The organism is Pseudomonas putida (genome assembly GCF_002906855.1).
Classification (GTDB): Bacteria; Pseudomonadota; Gammaproteobacteria; order Pseudomonadales; family Pseudomonadaceae; genus Aquipseudomonas; species Aquipseudomonas putida_N.
Genome location: NZ_MINI01000038.1, coordinates 472,233 through 491,648, shown reverse-complemented (window position 1 = coordinate 491,648; position 19,416 = coordinate 472,233). Strand labels below are relative to the sequence as shown.

At 62.9% G+C, this 19,416-nt stretch carries 18 protein-coding genes; 12 read left to right on the top strand and 6 right to left on the bottom strand.

The window, feature by feature from the left end; translation table 11 throughout:
* The first annotated feature begins 393 nt into the window (after positions 1 to 393).
* A complete protein-coding gene (locus BGP85_RS14745) occupies positions 394 to 2,496 on the top strand; it encodes a TonB-dependent receptor (protein ID WP_103448612.1) in 2,103 nt (700 codons plus the stop codon).
* 462 nt (positions 2,497 to 2,958) lie between these two features.
* Here BGP85_RS14745 and aguA read toward each other — a convergent pair whose 3' ends face one another.
* Positions 2,959 to 4,065 (bottom strand): agmatine deiminase, encoded by a 1,107-nt coding sequence (aguA, locus tag BGP85_RS14735; protein WP_103448610.1) that lies wholly within the window; start codon positions 4,063 to 4,065, stop codon positions 2,959 to 2,961.
* A gap of 453 nt (positions 4,066 to 4,518) precedes the next feature.
* Here aguA and rfbC point away from each other — a divergent pair, with 453 nt between their 5' ends.
* The 5 genes from rfbC to BGP85_RS14710 are packed head-to-tail and all read left to right on the top strand — an operon-like array spanning position 4,519 to position 9,629.
* Positions 4,519 to 5,061 (top strand): dTDP-4-dehydrorhamnose 3,5-epimerase, encoded by a 543-nt coding sequence (rfbC, locus tag BGP85_RS14730; RefSeq protein WP_103448609.1) that lies wholly within the window; start codon positions 4,519 to 4,521, stop codon positions 5,059 to 5,061.
* Positions 5,058 to 5,918, top strand: coding sequence for a dTDP-4-dehydrorhamnose reductase (gene rfbD / locus BGP85_RS14725; protein ID WP_103448608.1), 861 nt, complete (start codon positions 5,058 to 5,060; stop codon positions 5,916 to 5,918). Before rfbC ends, rfbD begins: the two co-directional genes overlap by 4 nt.
* A gap of 38 nt (positions 5,919 to 5,956) precedes the next feature.
* The gene (locus BGP85_RS14720; protein ID WP_103448607.1) at positions 5,957 to 7,771 is read left to right on the top strand and encodes a sensor histidine kinase; all 1,815 of its coding nucleotides are present in this window, start codon (positions 5,957 to 5,959) and stop codon (positions 7,769 to 7,771) included.
* The gene (locus BGP85_RS14715; RefSeq protein WP_103448606.1) at positions 7,768 to 9,177 is read left to right on the top strand and encodes a sigma-54-dependent transcriptional regulator; all 1,410 of its coding nucleotides are present in this window, start codon (positions 7,768 to 7,770) and stop codon (positions 9,175 to 9,177) included. Before BGP85_RS14720 ends, BGP85_RS14715 begins: the two co-directional genes overlap by 4 nt.
* Positions 9,174 to 9,629, top strand: a complete 456-nt coding sequence (locus BGP85_RS14710; RefSeq protein WP_103448605.1) for a thioesterase domain-containing protein — start codon at positions 9,174 to 9,176, stop codon at positions 9,627 to 9,629. The genes BGP85_RS14715 and BGP85_RS14710 overlap by 4 nt, the downstream gene beginning before the upstream one ends.
* Positions 9,630 to 9,648: 19 nt before the next feature.
* Here BGP85_RS14710 and cysQ read toward each other — a convergent pair whose 3' ends face one another.
* Positions 9,649 to 10,467 (bottom strand): 3'(2'),5'-bisphosphate nucleotidase CysQ, encoded by an 819-nt coding sequence (gene cysQ / locus BGP85_RS14705; protein ID WP_103448604.1) that lies wholly within the window; start codon positions 10,465 to 10,467, stop codon positions 9,649 to 9,651.
* On the bottom strand, positions 10,464 to 11,030 hold the full coding sequence (gene nudE, locus BGP85_RS14700; RefSeq protein WP_103448603.1) for an ADP compounds hydrolase NudE: 567 nt from the start codon (positions 11,028 to 11,030) through the stop codon (positions 10,464 to 10,466). The genes cysQ and nudE overlap by 4 nt, the downstream gene beginning before the upstream one ends.
* 64 nt (positions 11,031 to 11,094) lie before the next feature.
* Between nudE and yrfG the strand changes: the two genes are divergently transcribed.
* On the top strand, positions 11,095 to 11,757 hold the full coding sequence (yrfG, locus tag BGP85_RS14695) for a GMP/IMP nucleotidase (protein WP_103448602.1): 663 nt from the start codon (positions 11,095 to 11,097) through the stop codon (positions 11,755 to 11,757).
* 111 nt (positions 11,758 to 11,868) lie between these two features.
* On the opposite strand, the gene lysM is transcribed toward yrfG, so the two are convergent.
* Positions 11,869 to 12,309, bottom strand: a complete 441-nt coding sequence (gene lysM, locus BGP85_RS14690; protein ID WP_060507543.1) for a peptidoglycan-binding protein LysM — start codon at positions 12,307 to 12,309, stop codon at positions 11,869 to 11,871.
* A 176-nt stretch (positions 12,310 to 12,485) separates the two neighbouring features.
* On the opposite strand from lysM, the gene fdhD reads away from it, so the two are divergent.
* The 3 genes from fdhD (at position 12,486) to BGP85_RS14675 (ending at position 16,358) form a co-directional block, all read left to right on the top strand.
* Positions 12,486 to 13,316, top strand: coding sequence for a formate dehydrogenase accessory sulfurtransferase FdhD (fdhD, locus tag BGP85_RS14685; RefSeq protein ID WP_103448601.1), 831 nt, complete (start codon positions 12,486 to 12,488; stop codon positions 13,314 to 13,316).
* Positions 13,317 to 13,321: 5 nt separating this feature from the next.
* Complete coding sequence (locus BGP85_RS14680; protein ID WP_103448600.1) at positions 13,322 to 15,667, top strand: FdhF/YdeP family oxidoreductase; 2,346 nt, start codon at positions 13,322 to 13,324, stop codon at positions 15,665 to 15,667.
* Between the two features lie 214 nt (positions 15,668 to 15,881).
* Positions 15,882 to 16,358 carry a glycine zipper domain-containing protein gene (locus BGP85_RS14675; protein ID WP_060507546.1) on the top strand — a complete coding sequence of 159 codons (477 nt, stop codon included), beginning with the start codon at positions 15,882 to 15,884 and terminating at the stop codon, positions 16,356 to 16,358.
* A gap of 56 nt (positions 16,359 to 16,414) precedes the next feature.
* Here the strand turns inward: BGP85_RS14675 and BGP85_RS14670 are convergent, their stop codons facing one another.
* Positions 16,415 to 16,855: an acyl-CoA thioesterase gene (locus BGP85_RS14670; protein ID WP_103448599.1), complete on the bottom strand. Its 441-nt coding sequence runs from the start codon at positions 16,853 to 16,855 to the stop codon at positions 16,415 to 16,417.
* 101 nt (positions 16,856 to 16,956) lie between these two features.
* Here BGP85_RS14670 and BGP85_RS14665 point away from each other — a divergent pair, with 101 nt between their 5' ends.
* Together BGP85_RS14665 and BGP85_RS29290 are read left to right on the top strand one after the other, a co-directional pair.
* A complete protein-coding gene (locus BGP85_RS14665) occupies positions 16,957 to 17,421 on the top strand; it encodes a hypothetical protein (protein ID WP_258035893.1) in 465 nt (154 codons plus the stop codon).
* A 128-nt stretch (positions 17,422 to 17,549) separates the two neighbouring features.
* Entirely contained in the window at positions 17,550 to 17,693 is a 144-nt protein-coding gene (locus BGP85_RS29290; protein ID WP_258035907.1) for a type II toxin-antitoxin system RelE/ParE family toxin, read from the top strand.
* Positions 17,694 to 17,750: 57 nt separating this feature from the next.
* Here the strand turns inward: BGP85_RS29290 and BGP85_RS14655 are convergent, their stop codons facing one another.
* Entirely contained in the window at positions 17,751 to 19,298 is a 1,548-nt protein-coding gene (locus BGP85_RS14655; RefSeq protein WP_103448597.1) for a phosphoenolpyruvate carboxykinase, read from the bottom strand.
* Between the last annotated feature and the right edge of the window lie 118 nt (positions 19,299 to 19,416).

The window sequence follows — 19,416 nt, the reverse complement described above, 5'->3', positions numbered from 1 at the left end:
ACCAACGCCCCTTCGTAGGTTCGACGCTGTGCGGATCCGAACTGAAAAGCCCGCCGACAGTGGTGTGGCGGGCTTTAAGCAGCAGCATGGCCAGTCGTGGCCAGCAAGCGTTGGCCGAATCCTAGCTGCCTGCGATTACAAATGTCAAAAAGTCGTGAATTGCAGGTTGATATAACCAATTTCACTTCCGTGACTGGTGCATTTTCATGCCACTTGACGCAATCGGCAGTCATTTTGACTTCCGTGGGATTTTTCGGCACTAAACCGGGGAAAAGCGGAATTTACAAACTGACACATATGTAAAGACAAGCCTTTACAAATAGCCGAGCAGCAGCAAATAACAAGCATTACCATTCGCGCCTGTTTTTCATTTACTCCTGCCCGGATGTTCCGATGCCCTTCCCCAATCGCCTGCCTTTCCTTGGCCTTGGCCTGTCTCTGTTGATCAGCTCCAGCCTAGCCAGCGCCACCAGCACCACACTTCCCGAACTCTCGGTGACTGCCGAGAGCGAGCGCGAAAAAGACAACCCACAGGTCAAGGAGGTCAGCACCGCGACCCGTACGTCTACGCCGGTGCGCTATGTGCCGCAAGCCATCGACACGGTGAAGACTTCCAACGTCATGGACTACGGCAGCCATACGCTGGGCAAGGCGCTGGAGGGCATTCCCAACGTCAGCAGCGGTGCCGATACACGCTTCGACAGCATCCGTATTCGTGGCTTCGAGGCCAGCAACGACTTCTATCTGGACGGCATTCGCGACGACAGCCAGTACATTCGCGACCTGCATAACATCGAACGGGTCGAAGTCCTCAAAGGGCCAGCAGCCGTGCTTTATGGCCGTGGCAGCCAGGGCGGCATCGTCAACCGGGTAAGCAAGGCGCCAGAACATGGACGGCGCTCGTCAATCGAAGCCCAAGGGGGCAGTGAAGACCTGCGCAGCCTGTATGCCGACCTCAGCGCCGACCCCAGCGACACCATCAGCCTGCGCCTGAACATGGGCAACCAGGACAACAACAGTTTCCGCGATGGCATCGACGGTAGCCGGCAACTGTTCGCGCCGTCGATGAGCTGGCAGCTTTCCCCCGACCTCAACTGGCTGGTGCAGTACGAATACAGCCGCTACAACCGCACGCCTGACCGTGGCATTCCTGGTGTCAACGGGCGCCCGGCGGATGTCGGCCGCAGCACCACCTATGGCGACACCCAGCGCGACTACATCGATGACCGCGCGCAATCGCTGCGCTCTCGGCTTAACTACCAGCTCAATGAAACCTGGCAATTGCGCCACACGCTTGGCCTGTTCAAGCTCGACAGCGACTTCGACAACACCTACCTGACCGGCTACAACGCCAGCAACCAGACAGTCACCCGCCAGCGCTGGCAACAAGACCTGACCACCCGCAATCTGTTCAACAACCTGGAAGCCGAAGGTGATTTCGCTACCCTCGGCTTTGAGCACAAGCTGTTGATCGGGCTGGAGTTCGGCAATCAGCGCCGCGACCCGACGCTGTACACCGCTGCGCCGGTCTCGGCCGGGGGCAGCCCAGTCCCCCCTTTGAATGTCTACAACCCCGACCGCAGCCTGCAGCACAATGGCCGCATGGTGGTGTCGAGCGACAACCACACCGTGGTCGACAGCCGCGGGCTCTACCTGCAGGACCAGATCCGCCTGAATGACCAATGGCAATTGCTGGCCGGGGTGCGTTTCGACCAGTTCGAGGTAGAGACCACCAACAAGGTCCGCAACCTGTCCGAGAAACAGGACAGCAATACCACCAGTCCGCGCCTGGGCGTGGTCTACACCCCTTGGCGCGACCACTCCTTCTACGCGTCGTGGAGCAAGACATTCTCGCCCGTGGGCGGCGGCTTGATCGGCATTACCCCAGGCGCGCCGGGCAACACCAACGACACCAGCCCGGAGCTGACCCGGCAGAAAGAGATCGGGGTGAAGAGCGACTGGCTGGACGAGCGCCTGAGCACCACCCTGGCCATTTATGAACTGGAACTCTACAACCGCCGCACCCGCGACCCGAACAACCCGGAGATCACCCTCCTCAGCGGCCTCCAACGCTCGCGCGGCATCGAACTGACCGCCACCGGCAATATCGTCGGCAACTGGTATGTGCGCGGCGGCATTGGCTTGCAGGATGCGACCATCGTCAAGGACAACAATGGCCTGGAAGGCAATCGCATCAACGATGTGGCCAAACGCAACGGCAGCCTGTTCGTGACCTGGAAACCCGAACTGGGCTGGTATGCCGAGACTGGGCTCACACTGGTCGGCGAACGCTACGCCGACAACCAGAACACCACGGTATTGCCAGGCTATGGCCGTTGGGATGCGCTGGTTGGTTTCCGTACCCATGACTGGGATGTGCGGGCAGCGCTGAGCAATATCACCGACAAAACCTATTACAGCTCGGCGACCAGCGCCGCGCAGATCCAGGTCGGCGACCCACGCAGCCTGGTGGTGACCGGTACCTACAGTTTCTGATCAGCCGTCTGCGCCGTGTACAAACGAAAACGCCACCGCATCTGCGGTGGCGTTTTTCATGGGGCGGGCTCCTGCCCTGGTCAGTGCCAGACCCCTAGCAGCGCATCCAGCTCAGCATCGCTGATCAGCCCTTGAGGATAGCGGCCGTCAAGCAGACGTCGTGGGTCGGTCGTCCTGACCCGTTTGCCTCCATGGTATTTCAACCACTGCGCCAGAATACTGAGCGATTGGTGATTCACTGCCGATGGGCGCAAAGCCGTCTCACTTGCTGCGTTCATGTCTACACGTACTCCCTGGGCCCGTGAGCGGCTAATTTACGTCGATATTGTTACAGAACGGTGTGCCCGGCCTGTCTGGGTAACTCACTGAAAAACAATACAAAACATATGCCATCCAGCCCTCCGGATATCGTCCAGGCAAAAAAAAACCCGTCATTCGACGGGCTTCTTCGTGTGGCCTGTATCAGCGCTTGGCCGGTGCCGGTTGCTGCTGGGTCAGGCAGTGGATGTTGCCACCGCCGAGCAGCAGCTCACGGCCTGGGATCATCACCACTTCGTGGCCCGGGAAGACCTTGGCCAGAATCGCTCTGGCCTGGGCATCTGCCGGGTCATTGAAGCTCGGCGCAATGATGCCGCCGTTGACGATCAGGAAGTTCACGTACGAACCGGCCAGGCGCACCGACGGGTCGCGCTCCTGGCTACCGGCTACCTGATCAACGCCCGCGCACTCTTCTTCGGTGGCGAACAGCGGGCCGGGGATCGGCATCTTGTGCACCACGAACTCGCGGCCTTTGGCATCACGGGTGTTTTTCAGCACCTCGTAGGCGGCGTGGCAACGGGCGTAGTTGGGGTCGTTGGAATCATCGGTCCAGGCCAGTAACACTTCGCCTGGGCTGACGTAACAGCAGAAGTTGTCGACGTGGCCGTCGGTTTCGTCGTTGTACAGGCCATCGGGCAACCAGACGATGGTTTCCACCGACAGGTGCTCGCGCAAGATCTCTTCGATCTGCTCGCGATTCAGGTGCGGGTTGCGGTTGCGGTTGAGCAGGCATTCTTCGGTGGTGATCAGGGTGCCTTCGCCATCGACATGAATCGAACCGCCTTCAAGCACGAAGCCTTCGGTGTGGTAGCGCTGGCAGCGCTCCATTTCCAGCACCTTGGCCGCCAGTTCCTCATCACGGTTCCACGGCGCATACAGGCCACCGTCGAAGCCGCCCCAGGCGTTGAAGCCCCAGTCCACGCCGCGCACTTCACCATGGTCGTTGATCACGAAGGTCGGGCCGGTGTCGCGCACCCAGGCGTCATCGTTGCTGATTTCCACCACACGGATGTTCGGCAGGTCGAGCTGACGACGGGCGTTTTCGTACTGAGCGGCAGAAACGGCCACCGTCACTGGCTCGAAGCGGGCGATCGCCTTGGCCAAAGTGACATGGGCCGCCTGAGCTGGCTTGCCGCCCAGGCGCCAGTTGTCCGAGCGCTCTGGCCAGACCATCCAGACCTGGCTTTGCGGCGCCCATTCGGCGGGCATGTGGAAACCGTCGGCGCGTGGGGTGGAGTTGAGGGTTTTCATGGGTAACCTCTGCAAAGGCACTGGGCCGATGGTCGATGGATAGCAAGTGAATGTGACATTGCCGACGGTGCGTCATGCCCGCCGCGACTGGCTAATTTATAACCGATACATATCGACTTTAAAAGCCTTGAAAACGATTAAAAACCAACCATTAGCTATTATTTACCGATATAGATCGACAAATGGTCAGCCAGGATCTACCGGCACTCGACGTTCGATATAATCGCTTGGCACAGGCTGCATCAGCATGCCAAAAAGCCTCAAGATGAAACCTGTTTCATGTTTCTACTGGGGAAGCCGGGCTTGTGGCCGATAACCCGGTGCGAAGATGAAATCGACAGGTGGGCGCGTGCTGGCTCACCGCCAGCCGATCTAGGCTCAGTTTGCCAAGACGGCGGATGTAGAGCGGACCTTTCAAGGTCGGACCTTCAGCACACTGACCGAAGAATCTCCATGAACATCATAGCGACCGAGATACCCGACGTAGTCATCATCGAACCGAAGGTCTTCGGCGACAGCCGTGGCTTCTTCTTCGAAAGCTTCAATGCCCGCGAATTCGAGAAACAGACCGGGTTCGACGGCCATTTTGTCCAGGACAATCATTCGCGCTCCCAGCGTGGCGTACTGCGCGGCCTGCATTACCAGATCGACAACCCCCAGGGGAAACTGGTGCGCGTGGTGCAGGGCGAAGTGCTGGACGTGGCCGTGGACATCCGCCGTAGTTCGCCGTACTTCGGGCGCTGGGTTGCCCGGCGCCTGACCTCCACCGACCACCTGCAGTTCTGGATTCCACCCGGGTTCGCCCATGGCTTCCTGGTGCTGAGCGAAACAGCCGACTTCCTGTACAAGACTACCGATTACTACAACCCTGCCGCCGAGCGCTCGATCCGCTGGGACGACCCTGACCTGGCCATCGACTGGGATGTGGAGAACCCGACCCTGTCGGCCAAGGACCAGGCAGCCGTGTTGTTGAAAGATGCGGACCTGTTCCCATGAAGATTCTCGTCTGTGGCCACCATGGCCAGGTCGCTCAGGCACTGCTGGCCCAGTTGAACGGGCTTGGCGACGTGCATCTGCTGGGCCGTGACCAACTGAACATGGCCAGCCCCGAGGCGCTGCGCGAGCCATTGCGGCGCCTGGCCCCGCAACTGATCATCAACGCCGCCGCCCATACCGCAGTGGACCAGGCCGAAACCGAACCGGACCTGGCCTTCGCGATCAACGCAGAAGGCCCGCGAGTGCTGGCCGAAGAGGCGGTGCGCCTGGGTGCGCCGCTGATCCACTACTCCACCGACTATGTCTTCGATGGCGAAAAGGCCTTGCCCTATACCGAAGCCGACCGTCCCAACCCGCTGGGTGTCTACGGCCGCAGCAAACTGGCCGGGGAGCAAGCCATCGCCGCAGTGGATGGTGAGCACCTGATTCTGCGCACCAGCTGGGTGTACTCGCTGTACGGGCGCAATTTCCTGCTGACCATGCAACGCCTGCTGCAGGAAAAACCGCAGCTGCGCGTGGTCAACGACCAGATCGGCGCCCCCACCTGGGCCACGACCATTGCCGCCGCCACCCGGGAACTCATCGAGCGCTGGCAAGCCGGGCAGCGCGGCGCCTGGGGCACCTATCACCTGACCGCCCAGGGCGATACCTCCTGGTTTGGCTTCGCCCAGGCCATCGGCGAACACCTCAAGGCGCGCGGCCTGCCTTGCGCCGAGCTGCTGCCGATCCCTTCCAGCGAGTACCCGACCCCGGCGCGTCGCCCGGCCAACTCACGCCTGGACTGCTCGCGCCTGGCCCGTGAGTGGGACGTACACCTGCCGCACTGGCAGCAAGCGCTGATCGACTGCCTCAAGTAGCGCATAATTGCGCCAGACCCGTCTGGCGCACTTACGCGATGATTGCAAAACCCACCTCCCCTCGCCGTCCCCGCTGGCGCAGCCTGGCCCTGCTGGCCCTGTGCCTGGCGCCACTGCTGTGGCCACTGCACCATCTGGCCGAGCGCTACTACCAGGACGAACTGGCCTCGCAGAACCGCCAGACCCTCGACCTGTACGTCGCCAACCTGCTCGGCACCCTGCACCGCTACGAAACCCTGCCGCAGATCCTCGGCGATCTACCTGCGCTGCGCGGCGTGCTGGCCGACCCGTTCCGCCTCGAAGCAGTCACCAACGCCAACCGCCTGCTCAAGGACATCGTCCAGCAGACCGGCGCCGAGGTGATGTACCTGATGGACGTCAGCGGCAACACCCTGGCTGCCTCCAACTGGGACAAGCAGGACAGCTTCGTAGGCCGCAACTTCTCTTTCCGCCCGTATTTCATCGAAGCCATGGCCGGCCGCCTGGGTCGTTTCTTCGGCCAGGGCACCACCTCGGCCAAACGCGGCTACTTCTTCGCTGCCGCCGTGCGCGACCGCGAGCGCATCGTTGGCGTGCTGGTGGTCAAGGTCGACCTGGACCACACCGAAACCCTCTGGGGCCGTACCCCCGAGCAACTGCTGCTGACCGACCACAACGGCGTGGTGATCCTCACCTCGCGCCCCGAGTGGCGTTTTCGCGCCACCCGCGAGCTGACTGACGCCGAGCGCCAGGCAATCGTCGCCATCCAGCCCTACCCGACCCAGGCCCCGCAACCGCTGGTGCTGAACCAGGACGCCTGGCTCACCCAGACCCGCGACATCAAGGAAACCGGCTGGCAGGTGAGCATCCTCGCCCCGCGCCTGTTGGTCGATCGCTCGGTGCAGACGGTGATGGCTATCGGCGCCGGCGCGCTGCTGGTGCTGATGCTGTTCGCCGGCCTGGTGATGCAGCGGCGCCGCCACTACATCGACCGCATCGACTTCGAGGCCCGTGGCCGTCAAGAGCTGGAAACCCGCGTGGCCGAGCGTACCGCCGCCCTCGAAGGCCTTAACGCCCGGCTGAAAAGCGCCGTGCTGGAACGCGAGAACGCCCAGCAGGAGCTGGTGCGCGCCCAGGATGAACTGGTCCAGGCCGGCAAGCTGTCGGTGCTCGGCACCATGTCAGCGAGCATCAGCCACGAGCTCAACCAACCCCTGGCGGCGATCCGCAGCTACGCCGAGAACGCCGAAATCCTGCTCGACCACCAGCGCACCGAGGACGCCCGCGGCAATCTCAAGCTGATTGGCGAACTGACCGGGCGCATGGCCTCGATCATCGCCCACCTGCGCGCCTTTGCCCGTCGCGACCGCCACGCCCCGGAAAGCGTGGCCCTGCAACCGGCACTGGATGATGCCCTGGCCCTGTTGGCCAAGCGCCGTCGGGCGATGGCCGTGGAGCTGATCCGCGACCTGCCCGAGGCCACCCTGTGGGTGCAGGCCGGCGAAACCCGCCTGCGCCAGGTGCTCGGCAACCTGCTGGCCAACGCCCTCGACGCCCTGACGGAAAAGGCCAACCCGCGGCGCCTGTGGCTGAGTGCCGAAAAGCACGATGATTACGTCTACCTGTACATTCGCGACAATGGCCCGGGCTTCAGCCGCCAGGCTCTGGAGCACGCCAAAGAGCCGTTCTTCACCACCAAGACCCGCACCCAGGGCCTGGGCCTGGGCCTGGCCATCTGCGAAAGCCTGATGCGCACGCTGGGCGGTGAATTGCTGCTGGCCAACCACCCTGAAGGTGGCGCCCTGCTCACCCTGCAACTGCGCGAGGCTGCACCCGGCGCTACCTTGCCCACTTCGGAGGACTCCTCGGCATGACGACCGAGCCTTACATCGACAGCCAGGCCCAGGTGATCCTGGTCGACGACGACCCCCACCTGCGCCAGGCCCTGAGCCAGACCCTCGACCTGGCCGGGCTCAAGGTCGTTGCCCTGGCTGACGCCCAAGGCCTGGCCGAGCGCATCGAGCCCGACTGGCCGGGCGTGGTGGTCAGCGATATCCGCATGCCTGGCATCGACGGCCTGCAATTGCTGGAGCAGTTGCACGGCCGCGACAGCGAACTGCCGGTGCTGCTGATTACCGGCCACGGCGATGTGCCGCTGGCAGTTCAGGCCATGCGCGCGGGCGCCTACGACTTCCTGGAAAAGCCCTTCGCCAGCGACGCCCTGCTCGATAGCGTGCGCCGCGCCCTGGCCCTGCGCCGCCTGGTGCTGGACAACCGCAGCCTGCGCCTGGCCCTGAGCGACCGTCAGCAACTGGCCACCCGGCTGGTCGGCCACTCACCGTCGATGCAGCGCCTGCGTGAGCAGATCGGCGCCCTGGCAGGCACCCGTGCCGATGTCCTGATCCTCGGTGAAACCGGCGCCGGCAAAGAGGTGGTCGCTCGTGCCCTGCACGACCTGTCCAGCCGCCGCGACGGCCCGTTCGTGGCCATCAATGCCGGTGCGCTGGCCGAGTCGGTGGTCGAAAGCGAGCTGTTCGGCCACGAGCCAGGCGCTTTCACCGGTGCGCAGAAGCGGCGCATCGGCAAGTTCGAGTTCGCCAACGGCGGAACGCTGTTCCTCGACGAAATCGAGAGCATGAGCCTGGACGTGCAGGTAAAGCTGCTGCGCCTGTTACAGGAGCGAGTGGTCGAGCGCCTCGGTGGCAACCAGCTGATCCCGCTGGATATCCGCATCATCGCCGCCACCAAGGAAGACTTGCGCACCTCTGCCGACCAGGGCCGCTTTCGTGCCGACCTCTACTACCGCCTGAACGTGGCGCCGCTGCGCATTCCACCTTTGCGCGAACGTGGTGACGACATCCTGGTGCTGTTCCAGCACTTCGCCGATGCCGCCAGCCAGCGCCATGGCCTGCCACCTCACAGCCTGCAACCGGCCCAGCGGGCCATGCTGTTGCGCCATGACTGGCCGGGCAACGTGCGCGAACTGCAGAACGCTGCCGAACGCTTTGCCCTGGGCCTGGAGCTGGCCCTCGATGGTCAGGCACCGGCGCCTGCCCCCAGCGCTACGCCGATACTGCCGGGCAATCTCAGCGAACAGGTCGAGCAGTTCGAGCGCTCCCTGATCGCCGCCGAACTGGCCCAGCCCCATGGCTCCATGCGCAGCCTCGCCGAAGCCCTCGGCATCCCGCGCAAGACCCTGCACGACAAGCTGCGCAAGCACGGCCTGCATTTCGAAGGCGGTAGCAGCGGCAGCGACGACCACGAGGAAAACCGCCCATGAGTTCCGATAGCCAATACCTGCAGTCCGTGCTGCACGGCGACATTCCGCTAACCCGTGAAATGGGCCTGGAAGTCATCGATTGGCAAGCCCATACCCTGCGCCTGCAACTGCCGCTGGCCGCCAACGTCAACCACAAGAGCACCATGTTCGGCGGCAGCCTGTACTGTGCTGCGGTGCTGGTGGGATGGGGCTGGCTGCACCTGCGCCTGCGCGAACTGGGCATCGATGACGGGCATATCGTCATCCAGGAAGGCCTGATCAACTACCCGCTGCCGGTGACCGGCGCGGCGGTAGCGCGTTGCACGGCGCCGGACGAAAAGACCTGGGAGCGGTTCCTGACGATGTACCAGCGCCGTGGCCGGGCGCGGCTGACATTGGCAACCAGCGTCAGCAACGCCGGCAGTGATGAGCCCGCCGTCACCTTCAGCGGGCAGTACGTGCTACATCGCTGACAAGGCTGTCGCGCGAGCTTCAGACCAGGTCAAGGAAGGCCTGGCGCCAGGCAGCCTTGGCAGGCAACGCCAGGAAGAACGGATTGAGCAGCGAGTCACGCGCCGGGTAGCGGAAAGGCTGGCCATCCACTTCGATCACCTCGCCACCGGCACCCTCCAAGACACCCTGCGCCGCCGCCGTGTCCCATTGTGAAGTCGGCGCCAGGCGCGGGTAGCAGTCGGCGCTGCCTTCGGCCAGCAGGCAGAATTTCAGCGAGCTGCCGATATTTGCCAATTCCAGCTCACCCACCGCAGCACTCAGGCCAGCCAGCAGCGCCTCTTGCTGCGGGCTGGAATGGCGACGGCTTGCCACCACGGTGAAACGACCACCGACGGGCGGCGCATTGCGCACCTGGACAGGCAGGGCCTCAGCAGCCCCTTCAGTGCGCCAGGCGCCGAAGCTGCGGCCACCGAAATAGCAGCGCCCGTTGGTCGGCATCGATACCACGCCGAACACCACCTCGCCATTCTCGACCAGCGCGATGTTGACGGTGAATTCCTCACTGCCGGCAATGAACTCCTTGGTGCCGTCGAGCGGGTCAACCAACCACCAGCGACTCCAGCCCTGGCGCTCGGCCAGCGGGATATTGCAGTCCTCTTCGGAGAGCACCGGGATCTGCGGCGCCAGCGCCAGCAGGCCATCGGCAATGACCCGATGCGCCGCCAGGTCAGCGGCCGTCACCGGCGAATCGTCGGCCTTGTTGGTCACCGCCACGTCGGCGCGCCAGAACGGCAGGATGGCTTCGCCTGCCAATTGGGCAAGCTTGACCACTTCGCGCATCAGTTGCAGGTCGTTCATGCTTCGAGCAGCCCCCGCTGGATCAACAGGTCACGGGCCAGGTACAGCGCCGCCAGCGCCCGCCCTTCAGTGAACTGCGGGTGCATGGCCAGGGCCGAAAGCTCGCGCAGGTTGACCTTGTCGACCCGCATCGGCTCCGGCTCGTCGCCCTCCAGGCGCTCCTCGTAGAGGTCGCTGGCCAGCACCACCTGGATCTTCTGGCTCATGTAGCCAGGCGACAGCGACAGCTCGGTCAGGTGTTCCAGCTGGCGAGCGCCAAAGCCGGCTTCTTCCTTGAGCTCGCGGTCGGCGGCGGCCAGCACGTCCTCACCCGGCTCGATCAGGCCTTTAGGCAATGACAGCTCGTATTCGTCGGTGCCGCCGCAGTATTCCTCCACCAGCACCGCGTGCTCGGCATCGAGCATTGCCACGATCATCACCGCGCCATAGCCGTTGCCGCGGCCGACCAGGCGCTCATAGGTACGCTCGCTGCCATTGCTGAAGCGCAACTGCACGGCCTCGACACGGAACAGGCGGCTGCTGGCGACGATCTCGCGACTGAGGACGGTGGGTTTCTGGCGCATGGGGCAGCTCCTTGGCGTGAACGGGTTACTATACCGTGGCTAGCCGACTGATCGAGAATTTCCCATGCCTGTTCTTCCCTGGTCTGCCATCGACACCGTCCTGCTGGACATGGACGGCACCCTGCTCGACCTGCACTACGACAACCGCTTCTGGCTCGACCACCTGCCCCAGCGCTACGCCGAGCTGCATGGTGTCAGCCGGGCCACGGCAGAAATGGAGCTGCAGCCGCTGTTCGAGCGCAACGCCGGCACCCTCAACTGGTACTGCCTGGACTTCTGGAGCAGCGAGCTGAAACTGCCGATTCGCGAGCTCAAGCGCGAGATCGCCGACCTGATCGCCCTACGGCCCGATGCCGATACCTTTCTCGCAGCCATCCGCAAGGCGGGCAAGCGCGTGGTGATGATCACCAATGCCCATCGCGACTCACTGTCACTGAAGCTGGAGCGGGTGGAACTGGCGCCGTATTTCGAACGGCTGATCAGTTCGCACGATTACGGCTACCCGAAGGAAAACGCGCAGTTCTGGGATGCCTTGAAGGCGGATATCGGCTTTGATCCGCAGCGCAGCCTGTTCATCGATGACACCTTGGCTATCCTGCGCAGTGCGCGGCGGTTTGGCGTGGGGCATCTTTTGGCGGTGCGCCAGCCGGATAGCCGGGCGCAGCCCAGGGATACCGAAGAATTCGCAGCGGTCGAGGATTACCGGGAATTGTTGGTCGGCCTTTAGGGCCCTTTCGCGGGGCAAGCCCGCTCCTACAGGTTATCCACAAGCGCTGAAATGGTGATTACCTGTAGGAGCGGGCTTGCCCCGCGAAGAGGCCGGACCAGGCGGTAGAGATCAGTCAGGAATGCGCAGCACCTGCCCCGGGTAGATCTTGTCCGGGTGCTTGAGCATCGGCTTGTTGGCCTCGAAAATCTTGTTGTACTGGCCGGCATTGCCATACACGACCACAGAGATCGCTGACAGCGTGTCACCCTTTTTCACGGTGACGAACCTTGCCGCCGCCACGACCGGACCGGTCACGGTGATCTGGTCGTCGACGCTGGCCACCCCTTCGATGTTGCCGGCGGCGAGAATGATCTTCTCTTTCTCTTCCTGGCTGGCCACCTCGCCCTTGAGAATGACCTTGTCACCCTCTACAGTGGCCGAAATGTTCGGGTTGCCCAGGCCGACACTTTCCACGTGTTTCTTCAGCTGCTCTTCGGCATTGGCATTGCCGGGAGTCAGCAGGTCGATCAACTTCTCGCCGGCTTCCTTCACGAAACTGAACAGGCTCATGACGCGCTCCTTGTTGACGTAAACCTCGGAGCCAGGAGTCTAGGCCAGGATTGCCCTGCCCGCCCCCTCTGCGACCAATCGACGCGATCTATCAAGGCATAGACCCTAGCGATTAGACGCGCCCGGCCCGTCGGCCTAGGCTGGTGCTATCAAATAGCCGCCGGTTCTCTCGCCCGATGCAAAGCAAACCTCCGGTCTGTGCGGCCTCCATGCCCTTGGCACTGCCTGCCGCCAGCAACACCTACGACTACGTCCAGCTCAGCGACGGCGAACACGCCTGCACGCCGCTGGCCGAAGAAGTCGCGCTGGCCATTGCCTACAACGGCCTGAACCAGGCAGTGATGCTGGTCAGCCCCACCGACCTGGAAGACTTCGCGGTCGGTTTCAGCGTTGGCAGCGGCATCGTCGAAGGCACTTCGGAAATCTATGATCTGAAACTCTCCGGCAGTGGCTCGGCGATGTATGCCGACCTGGAGATTTCCAGCCGCGCCTTCTGGAACCTGAAGAACCAACGTCGCCAGCTGGCCGGCACCAGTGGTTGCGGCCTGTGCGGGGTGGAAGCCCTGGAACAGGCGCTGCCGGAACTGACCGCCTTGCCTGGCGCGCCGTTACCGCCAGCGCACTGGCTGGCGGGCCTGCGCGATCGCATCGATACGTTCACCCCGCTGGGCCAGCACTGCGGTGCCGTGCACGCTGCGCTGTTCATGAACGCCCAGGGCGAATTGCTGATGGGCCGCGAAGACATCGGCCGGCACAACGCCCTCGACAAGCTGATCGGCGCCCTGCTGCGCCAAGGCGTCAGCACCCAGGGCGGCCTTGCCATCGTCACCAGCCGCTGCAGCCTGGAGCTGATCCAGAAGGTGCTGCGCGCCGGCATCCAGACCCTCGTCAGCCTCTCGGCGCCTACCGGCCTGGCCCTGCAATGGGCGCGCAAGCACAACCTCAACCTTATTCATCTGCCCAAACACAGTGCACCGCGGGTCTACAGCCCAGCGGCGGAGTCGTAACAGTCGTGACCTCGTACCAGCATCTCCCGGACAACGCCCCAGCCTCCACCCCTCGCTATCAGCCCTACCACGGCCCCGCCGGTGGTTGGGGCGCGCTGCGTAGCGTGGCCAAGGCCTGGGTCGGCAGTGACAACGCGCTGAAGAACATCCGCGCCCTGCTCAAGACCAATCAGAATGGCGGCTTCGACTGCCCCGGCTGCGCCTGGGGCGATTCGCCCGAGGGCGGCATGGTCAAGTTCTGCGAGAACGGAGCCAAGGCGGTCAACTGGGAGGCCACCAAACGCCGCGTCGATGCGGCGTTCTTCGCGCGCTACAGCGTCAGTGCGCTGCTGCAGCAGAGTGACTACTGGCTCGAGTATCAGGGCCGCCTGACCGAACCGATGGTCTACGACCCACAGAGCGATCGCTACCAGCCGATCACCTGGGATGCCGCCTTCGCCCTGATCGCCCGCGAGCTGAACAAGCTGACCAGCCCTGACCAGGCCGAGTTCTACACCTCCGGCCGTGCCAGCAACGAAGCGGCCTACCTATATCAGCTGTTCGTGCGCGCCTATGGCACCAACAACTTCCCCGACTGCTCGAACATGTGCCACGAGGCCAGTGGCGTGGCGCTGGGGCAGAGCGTCGGGGTCGGCAAGGGCACCGTCACCTATGACGACTTCGAGCACGCCGATGCGATCTTCGTCTGGGGCCAGAACCCGGGCACCAACCACCCACGCATGCTCGACCCCCTGCGCGACGCGGTCAAACGTGGCGCCCAGGTGGTCTGCGTGAACCCGCTCAAGGAGCGTGGCCTGGAACGCTTCCAGCACCCGCAGAACCCGCTGGAGATGCTGACCAACAGCGATCGCCCGACCAACACCGCGTTCTTCCGCCCAGCACTGGGCGGCGACATGGCGTTGTTGCGCGGCATGGCCAAGTTCGTCCTGCAATGGGAGCGCGAAGCACAGGCCAAGGGCGAGCCGGCAGTCTTCGACCACGTATTCATCGCCGAGCACGGCCATGGCGTGGAGGAATACCTGGCCGCGGTAGACGCCACCTCCTGGGCGCACATCCAGGAACAATCCGGCCTGACGTTGGCCGACATCGAGCTGGCCGCACGCATGTATTGCCGCGGCAAGCGGGTGATCATGTGCTGGGCGATGGGCATCACCCAGCACCGCCATTCGGTGCCGACCATCCAGGAAATCGTCAACCTGCAGATGCTGCGCGGCAACATTGGCGTGCCGGGCGCTGGCCTGTGCCCGGTACGTGGCCACAGCAACGTGCAGGGCGACCGTACCATGGGCATCAACGAACGCCCGCCGGTGGCCCTGCTCGACGCCATCGAAAAGCGCTTCAACTTCTCGGTGCCACGGCACAACGGCCACAACACCGTCGAGGCGATCCACGCCATGCTCGATGGCCGTTCGAAAGTGTTCATCGGCCTTGGCGGCAACTTCGCCCAGGCCACCCCGGACACCGAACGCACCGCACAGGCCCTGCGCAACTGCGAACTGACCGTGCACATCAGCACCAAGCTCAACCGCAGCCACCTGATCCACGGCAAGCAGGCACTGATACTGCCGTGCCTGGGCCGCACCGACATCGACCTGCAGGCCGATGGGCCGCAGGCAGTCACCGTGGAAGACTCGTTCAGCATGGTCCATGCCTCCAATGGCCAGCTCAAGCCACTGTCGCCCCAGATGCGCTCGGAGCCTGCCGTGGTCGCCGGTATCGCGGCCGCCACCTTGGGCAAGCAGCCGGTGGACTGGCACTGGCTGGTGGCTGACTACGCACGCATCCGCGACCTGATCGGCGACACCATTCCCGGCTTTGCCGACTTCAACCAGCGCCTGGCCCACCCGGGCGGCTTCTACCTGGGCAACAGCGCCGGCAGCCGTCAGTGGAAGACCACCACGGGCCGCGCCAACTTCAAGGCCAACCTGCTGCCCGACACCCTGATCGACGAGCGCGTGCGCGCCAGCGGCCAGTTGCCGGACCTGATCATGCAGTCGATGCGCTCGCACGATCAGTACAACACCACCATCTACGGCCTGGACGACCGCTACCGAGGTGTGCGCGGCCAGCGCGAGGTGCTGTTTGCCAACGAGGCCGACATCATCCGCCTGGGCTTTCAGCCTGGGCAGAAGGTCGACATCGTCTCGTTGTGGGGTGATGAGCACGTGCGCCGTGTGCATGGCTTCACATTGCTGGCCTTCGACATCCCTGCCGGGCAGGCAGCGGCGTATTATCCGGAAGTGAACCCGCTGATCCCGCTGGAAAGCATCGGCGACGGCAGCCATACGCCGACATCCAAGTTCGTTGCCATCAAGCTGGAACGCGCCCGGGACGACGGTCGAATCCTGTAAACAGAAACGCCGCGGCAAGAACGAAAAAAGCCCTGAACCGCGAGGTCCAGGGCTTTGTCACAAATAGCTCAGACACGCGAAAAGCGATAAAGTTTCACAGCAAATACAGCAACTTAGATAATTGTGTACAACTCGTGTTACTCGTCGGATTTTCGTTGCCAGCCGCCCTCCGTAGCCTCAAATTCGCCCACGTCATCCCTATGAGGCTCTCTTGATGAAGAAGTACTCCTCGATTCTGTTGTTGTCTTTCAGCTTGCTCAGCGGCGTTGCCATGGCAGGCGGCAATACCGAGGCTGGCATTGGCGGCGCATTGGGTGGGGTACTCGGCTCCGTAGTGGGCAACTCCATCGGCGGTAGCACCGGCGGTGCCATTGGTGCAGGTCTGGGCGGTGCGGCCGGCGGTGCCCTGGGTGCCGACAAGCGCCAGCGTGGCGAAGCCGCCATCGGCGGTGCCCTGGGCGCTGCAGGCGGTAACGTGGTAGGTCGCTCGGTGGGCGGTACAACCGGTAGCTATATCGGTGCGGCCGCAGGCGGCGGTGCCGGCGGTGCGCTGGGTAACTACATGGGCAACAAGGCCGATGAAGACGAGCGCCATGACGACCGTCGCTACCGTCGTGACTACGACGACCGTCGCCACTACGACCGTGGCCGCCACTATGGCCACCGCAAGCACCGTCACTGGCGTGACTGATACCTGAGGCCTGGCCTGTGGGTAAAAAGAGCCCTGCCCTCACCGGCAGGGCTTTTTCATGCCTGCGGGTCGAGTTGCAGGCCGGCCAGGATCACCTGCAAAGTCTCGGGCAGCGGCACCGGCCTGCCGCTGGTGCGCTCGACGAACACCTGCACCACCGTCCCTGCCGCGCACGCATCGGTTTCCCCCGGGCGGTATAGCGCCAGGCGGTACTCCACGGTACTGCCTGCCAGCCGTGTCACCCCCAGCCCCACCTCCAGCACATCCGGGAAGCCCGGCAAGGCGAAGAAGTCCGCCGCCGAACTGACCACGAAAGCTGCCAGCTCACCATCGCGCAGATCCAGGTCGGCCTGTTCGGCGAGGAAGGCCTGGATGGCGGTTTCGAAGAAGCCATGCACAGTAGCTCCGGCAATGTGGCCGTTGGCGTCGTTATCCTGGGGGCGGGTGAGGATTGGGTGGAAGTGGGAGAAGGCCGTGCGATTGGGGGATTCGGTCATGAGTTATCCACAATTAGTTACATCGGAGAGAAGCTTTCCACAACATCAGGAAGGCCTATAGTCGCAATCAACTATAGATTGCATAGCATGGTGCATCCCCAATGAAATCGAGAATCACACCAGTGCCCACTCATCAGCTGGACCATGCAAACCTTAGCCGAATGGCAGAATCAGGCCGAATCAACGCAACGCACATTGTAGGGCAGCCCGGGGGTTGGGCAGTACAGGTTGACGTCAACCAGCAAGAACATGTGCTCATTGCTCAACGCAGTGGCAATGTCAGGCTGTTCAAGAAATTCGAAACCTTGGTGACATACCTGCTCGACCTCGGTATTGACCATTTTCAGGTCGATGCGTCTACCTTCGACCCGAACCAACTGAGCACCTACCAGCGTCCTGACCGTGCTCTGGCACTCAAACGAGCTCATGAGGCAGCAGCCTATGAAGGCTGGTTTGCCGAACAGGTCGAGGCGAGCCTCAAAGATCCATCCCCAGTGGTCGAGGACGATGATGCAGAGCGGCAGTTCGCTGCCTTGCGCGCCAACCTCAAAACCAAGATTCGCTGATGCGCCTGGTTTGGCGAGAAATGGCTCTGAAAGACCGTAGATGCATCATGGAGCACATTTCCGAGGACAACCCTACCGCTGCCATTTTGTTGGACTAGACATTCAGAGACAAAGCAAGGCGCAACAGCCTGACACCAACGCTCTACAAATCTGGCAGATCCCCAGGAACGCGAGAAATTGTCGTAAGGTCAAACTACGTGATGATTTACCGGGTGATGGATGATCGTATAGAAATCATCCGCATCCTCCATGCACGACAGCAGTGGCCCTGAACCAGATACAAAAAAGCCGCCCCAAGGGGCGGCTTTCTCGTTGCGGCTGGGGTCAGCTTACAGCTGTGGGCCAGCAGCCTTGATGGCGTCGGAAACTTCGAACTTCTTGAAGTTTTCGATGAACAGCTTGGCCAGGCCTTGGGCGGCCTCGTCGTAGGCAGCCTTGTCAGCCCAGGTGGCGCGCGGGTTGAGCAGCTCGGTTTCAACGCCCGGAACGGCCTTCGGCACGTCCAGGTTGATGATTTCCAGGTGCTCGGTTTCGGCGCCGACCAGAGCACCGCTCTGGATGGCGGCGATCACGCCACGGGTGGTCGGGATGCTGAAGCGCTTGCCAACGCCGTAGCCACCGCCGGTCCAGCCGGTATTGACCAGGTAGACCTTGGAGCCGAAGGCGTTGATGCGCTTGATCAGCAGCTCGGCGTATTCGCCAGCTGGGCGCGGGAAGAACGGCGCGCCGAAGCAGGTGGAGAAGGTCGACTTGATGCCGCCGCCCGAACCCATTTCGGTGGAACCGACCAGCGCGGTGTAACCGGACAGGAAGTGGTAGGCCGCCTGCTCGTTGTTCAGGATCGACACCGGAGGCAGAACACCGGTCAGATCGCAGGTCAGGAAGATGACGGCGTTCGGCTCGCCACCCAGGTTGGCGTCGGCGCGCTTGGCGACGTGCTCCAGCGGGTAGGCAGCGCGGCTGTTCTGGGTCAGGCTGACATCGGCGTAGTCGGCGTGCTTGTTGGCGTCGAGCACGACGTTTTCCAGCACGGCGCCATGCTTGATGGCTTTCCAGATGACCGGCTCGTTCTTCTCGGACAGGTCGATGCACTTGGCGTAGCAGCCACCTTCCATGTTGAAGACAACGCCTTCGCCCCAACCGTGCTCGTCGTCACCAATCAGGTAACGGCTCTCGTCGGCCGACAGGGTGGTCTTGCCAGTGCCGGACAGGCCGAAGAACAGCGTGACGTCGCCTTCTTCGCCGATGTTGGCAGCACAGTGCATCGGCAGCACGTCGGCAGCCGGCAGCAGGAAGTTCTGCACCGAGAACATGGCTTTCTTCATTTCGCCGGCGTAGCGCATGCCAGCGATCAGCACTTTCTTCTGGGCGAAGTTGATGATCACGCAGCCGTCGGAGTTGGTACCGTCACGCTCAGGCTCGCAAACGAAGTTGGCAACGTTGAGGATCTGCCACTGGTCACGGCCGGCCGGGTTGAACTGGCCTGGCTCCGGGTTGATGAACAGGCAACGGCCGAACAGGTTCTGCCAGGCAGTCTGGGTGGTCATCTTCACCGGCAGGTAGTGCTCGGCAGCAGCCCCTACGTGAACGTAGGAAACGAAGTGATCCTGGGCGTTGTTGAACGCCTCGACGCGGTCCCACAGGGCATCGAACTTGTCGGCCGGGAACTTGCGGTTGATCGGGCCCCAGGCGATGGCAGCCTGGGTGGAAGGTTCTTCGACGATGAAACGGTCAGCCGGCGAGCGGCCAGTACGGTGGCCAGTTTCGACTACCAGTGCGCCAGTATCGGCCAGCACGCCTTCACCGCGTTGCAGCGCTTCTTCAACCAGCTTATCGACGCTCAGGTCGGTGTACACGGTGTTGTTGGCTTGCGTCATGAGATACCCCATCCGGCCCGAGGCCGAGTGCTCCAAACGTTTTGTAGTTGTCTCGAAAAAACTACTACAGCGAAAAAAGTGGCCGGATTATGCCAGAAACGCCCAAAAAAAGTAGGCC

What these genes read in the sequence shown, in the direction of transcription:
- yrfG (WP_103448602.1), top strand. Translation starts at nt 11,095, where the DNA reads ATGCCTGTTCTTCCCTGGTCTGCCATCGACACCGTCCTGCTGGACATG.
- fdhD (WP_103448601.1), top strand. Translation starts at nt 12,486, where the DNA reads ATGCAAAGCAAACCTCCGGTCTGTGCGGCCTCCATGCCCTTGGCACTG.
- aguA (WP_103448610.1), bottom strand. Translation starts at nt 4,065, where the DNA reads ATGAAAACCCTCAACTCCACCCCACGCGCCGACGGTTTCCACATGCCC.
- BGP85_RS14675 (WP_060507546.1), top strand. Translation starts at nt 15,882, where the DNA reads ATGAAGAAGTACTCCTCGATTCTGTTGTTGTCTTTCAGCTTGCTCAGC.
- BGP85_RS14670 (WP_103448599.1), bottom strand. Translation starts at nt 16,855, where the DNA reads ATGACCGAATCCCCCAATCGCACGGCCTTCTCCCACTTCCACCCAATC.
- BGP85_RS14710 (WP_103448605.1), top strand. Translation starts at nt 9,174, where the DNA reads ATGAGTTCCGATAGCCAATACCTGCAGTCCGTGCTGCACGGCGACATT.
- BGP85_RS14745 (WP_103448612.1), top strand. Translation starts at nt 394, where the DNA reads ATGCCCTTCCCCAATCGCCTGCCTTTCCTTGGCCTTGGCCTGTCTCTG.
- BGP85_RS14665 (WP_258035893.1), top strand. Translation starts at nt 16,957, where the DNA reads ATGAAATCGAGAATCACACCAGTGCCCACTCATCAGCTGGACCATGCA.
- BGP85_RS14655 (WP_103448597.1), bottom strand. Translation starts at nt 19,298, where the DNA reads ATGACGCAAGCCAACAACACCGTGTACACCGACCTGAGCGTCGATAAG.
- rfbD (WP_103448608.1), top strand. Translation starts at nt 5,058, where the DNA reads ATGAAGATTCTCGTCTGTGGCCACCATGGCCAGGTCGCTCAGGCACTG.
- cysQ (WP_103448604.1), bottom strand. Translation starts at nt 10,467, where the DNA reads ATGAACGACCTGCAACTGATGCGCGAAGTGGTCAAGCTTGCCCAATTG.
- lysM (WP_060507543.1), bottom strand. Translation starts at nt 12,309, where the DNA reads ATGAGCCTGTTCAGTTTCGTGAAGGAAGCCGGCGAGAAGTTGATCGAC.
- nudE (WP_103448603.1), bottom strand. Translation starts at nt 11,030, where the DNA reads ATGCGCCAGAAACCCACCGTCCTCAGTCGCGAGATCGTCGCCAGCAGC.
- BGP85_RS14715 (WP_103448606.1), top strand. Translation starts at nt 7,768, where the DNA reads ATGACGACCGAGCCTTACATCGACAGCCAGGCCCAGGTGATCCTGGTC.
- BGP85_RS14720 (WP_103448607.1), top strand. Translation starts at nt 5,957, where the DNA reads ATGATTGCAAAACCCACCTCCCCTCGCCGTCCCCGCTGGCGCAGCCTG.
- rfbC (WP_103448609.1), top strand. Translation starts at nt 4,519, where the DNA reads ATGAACATCATAGCGACCGAGATACCCGACGTAGTCATCATCGAACCG.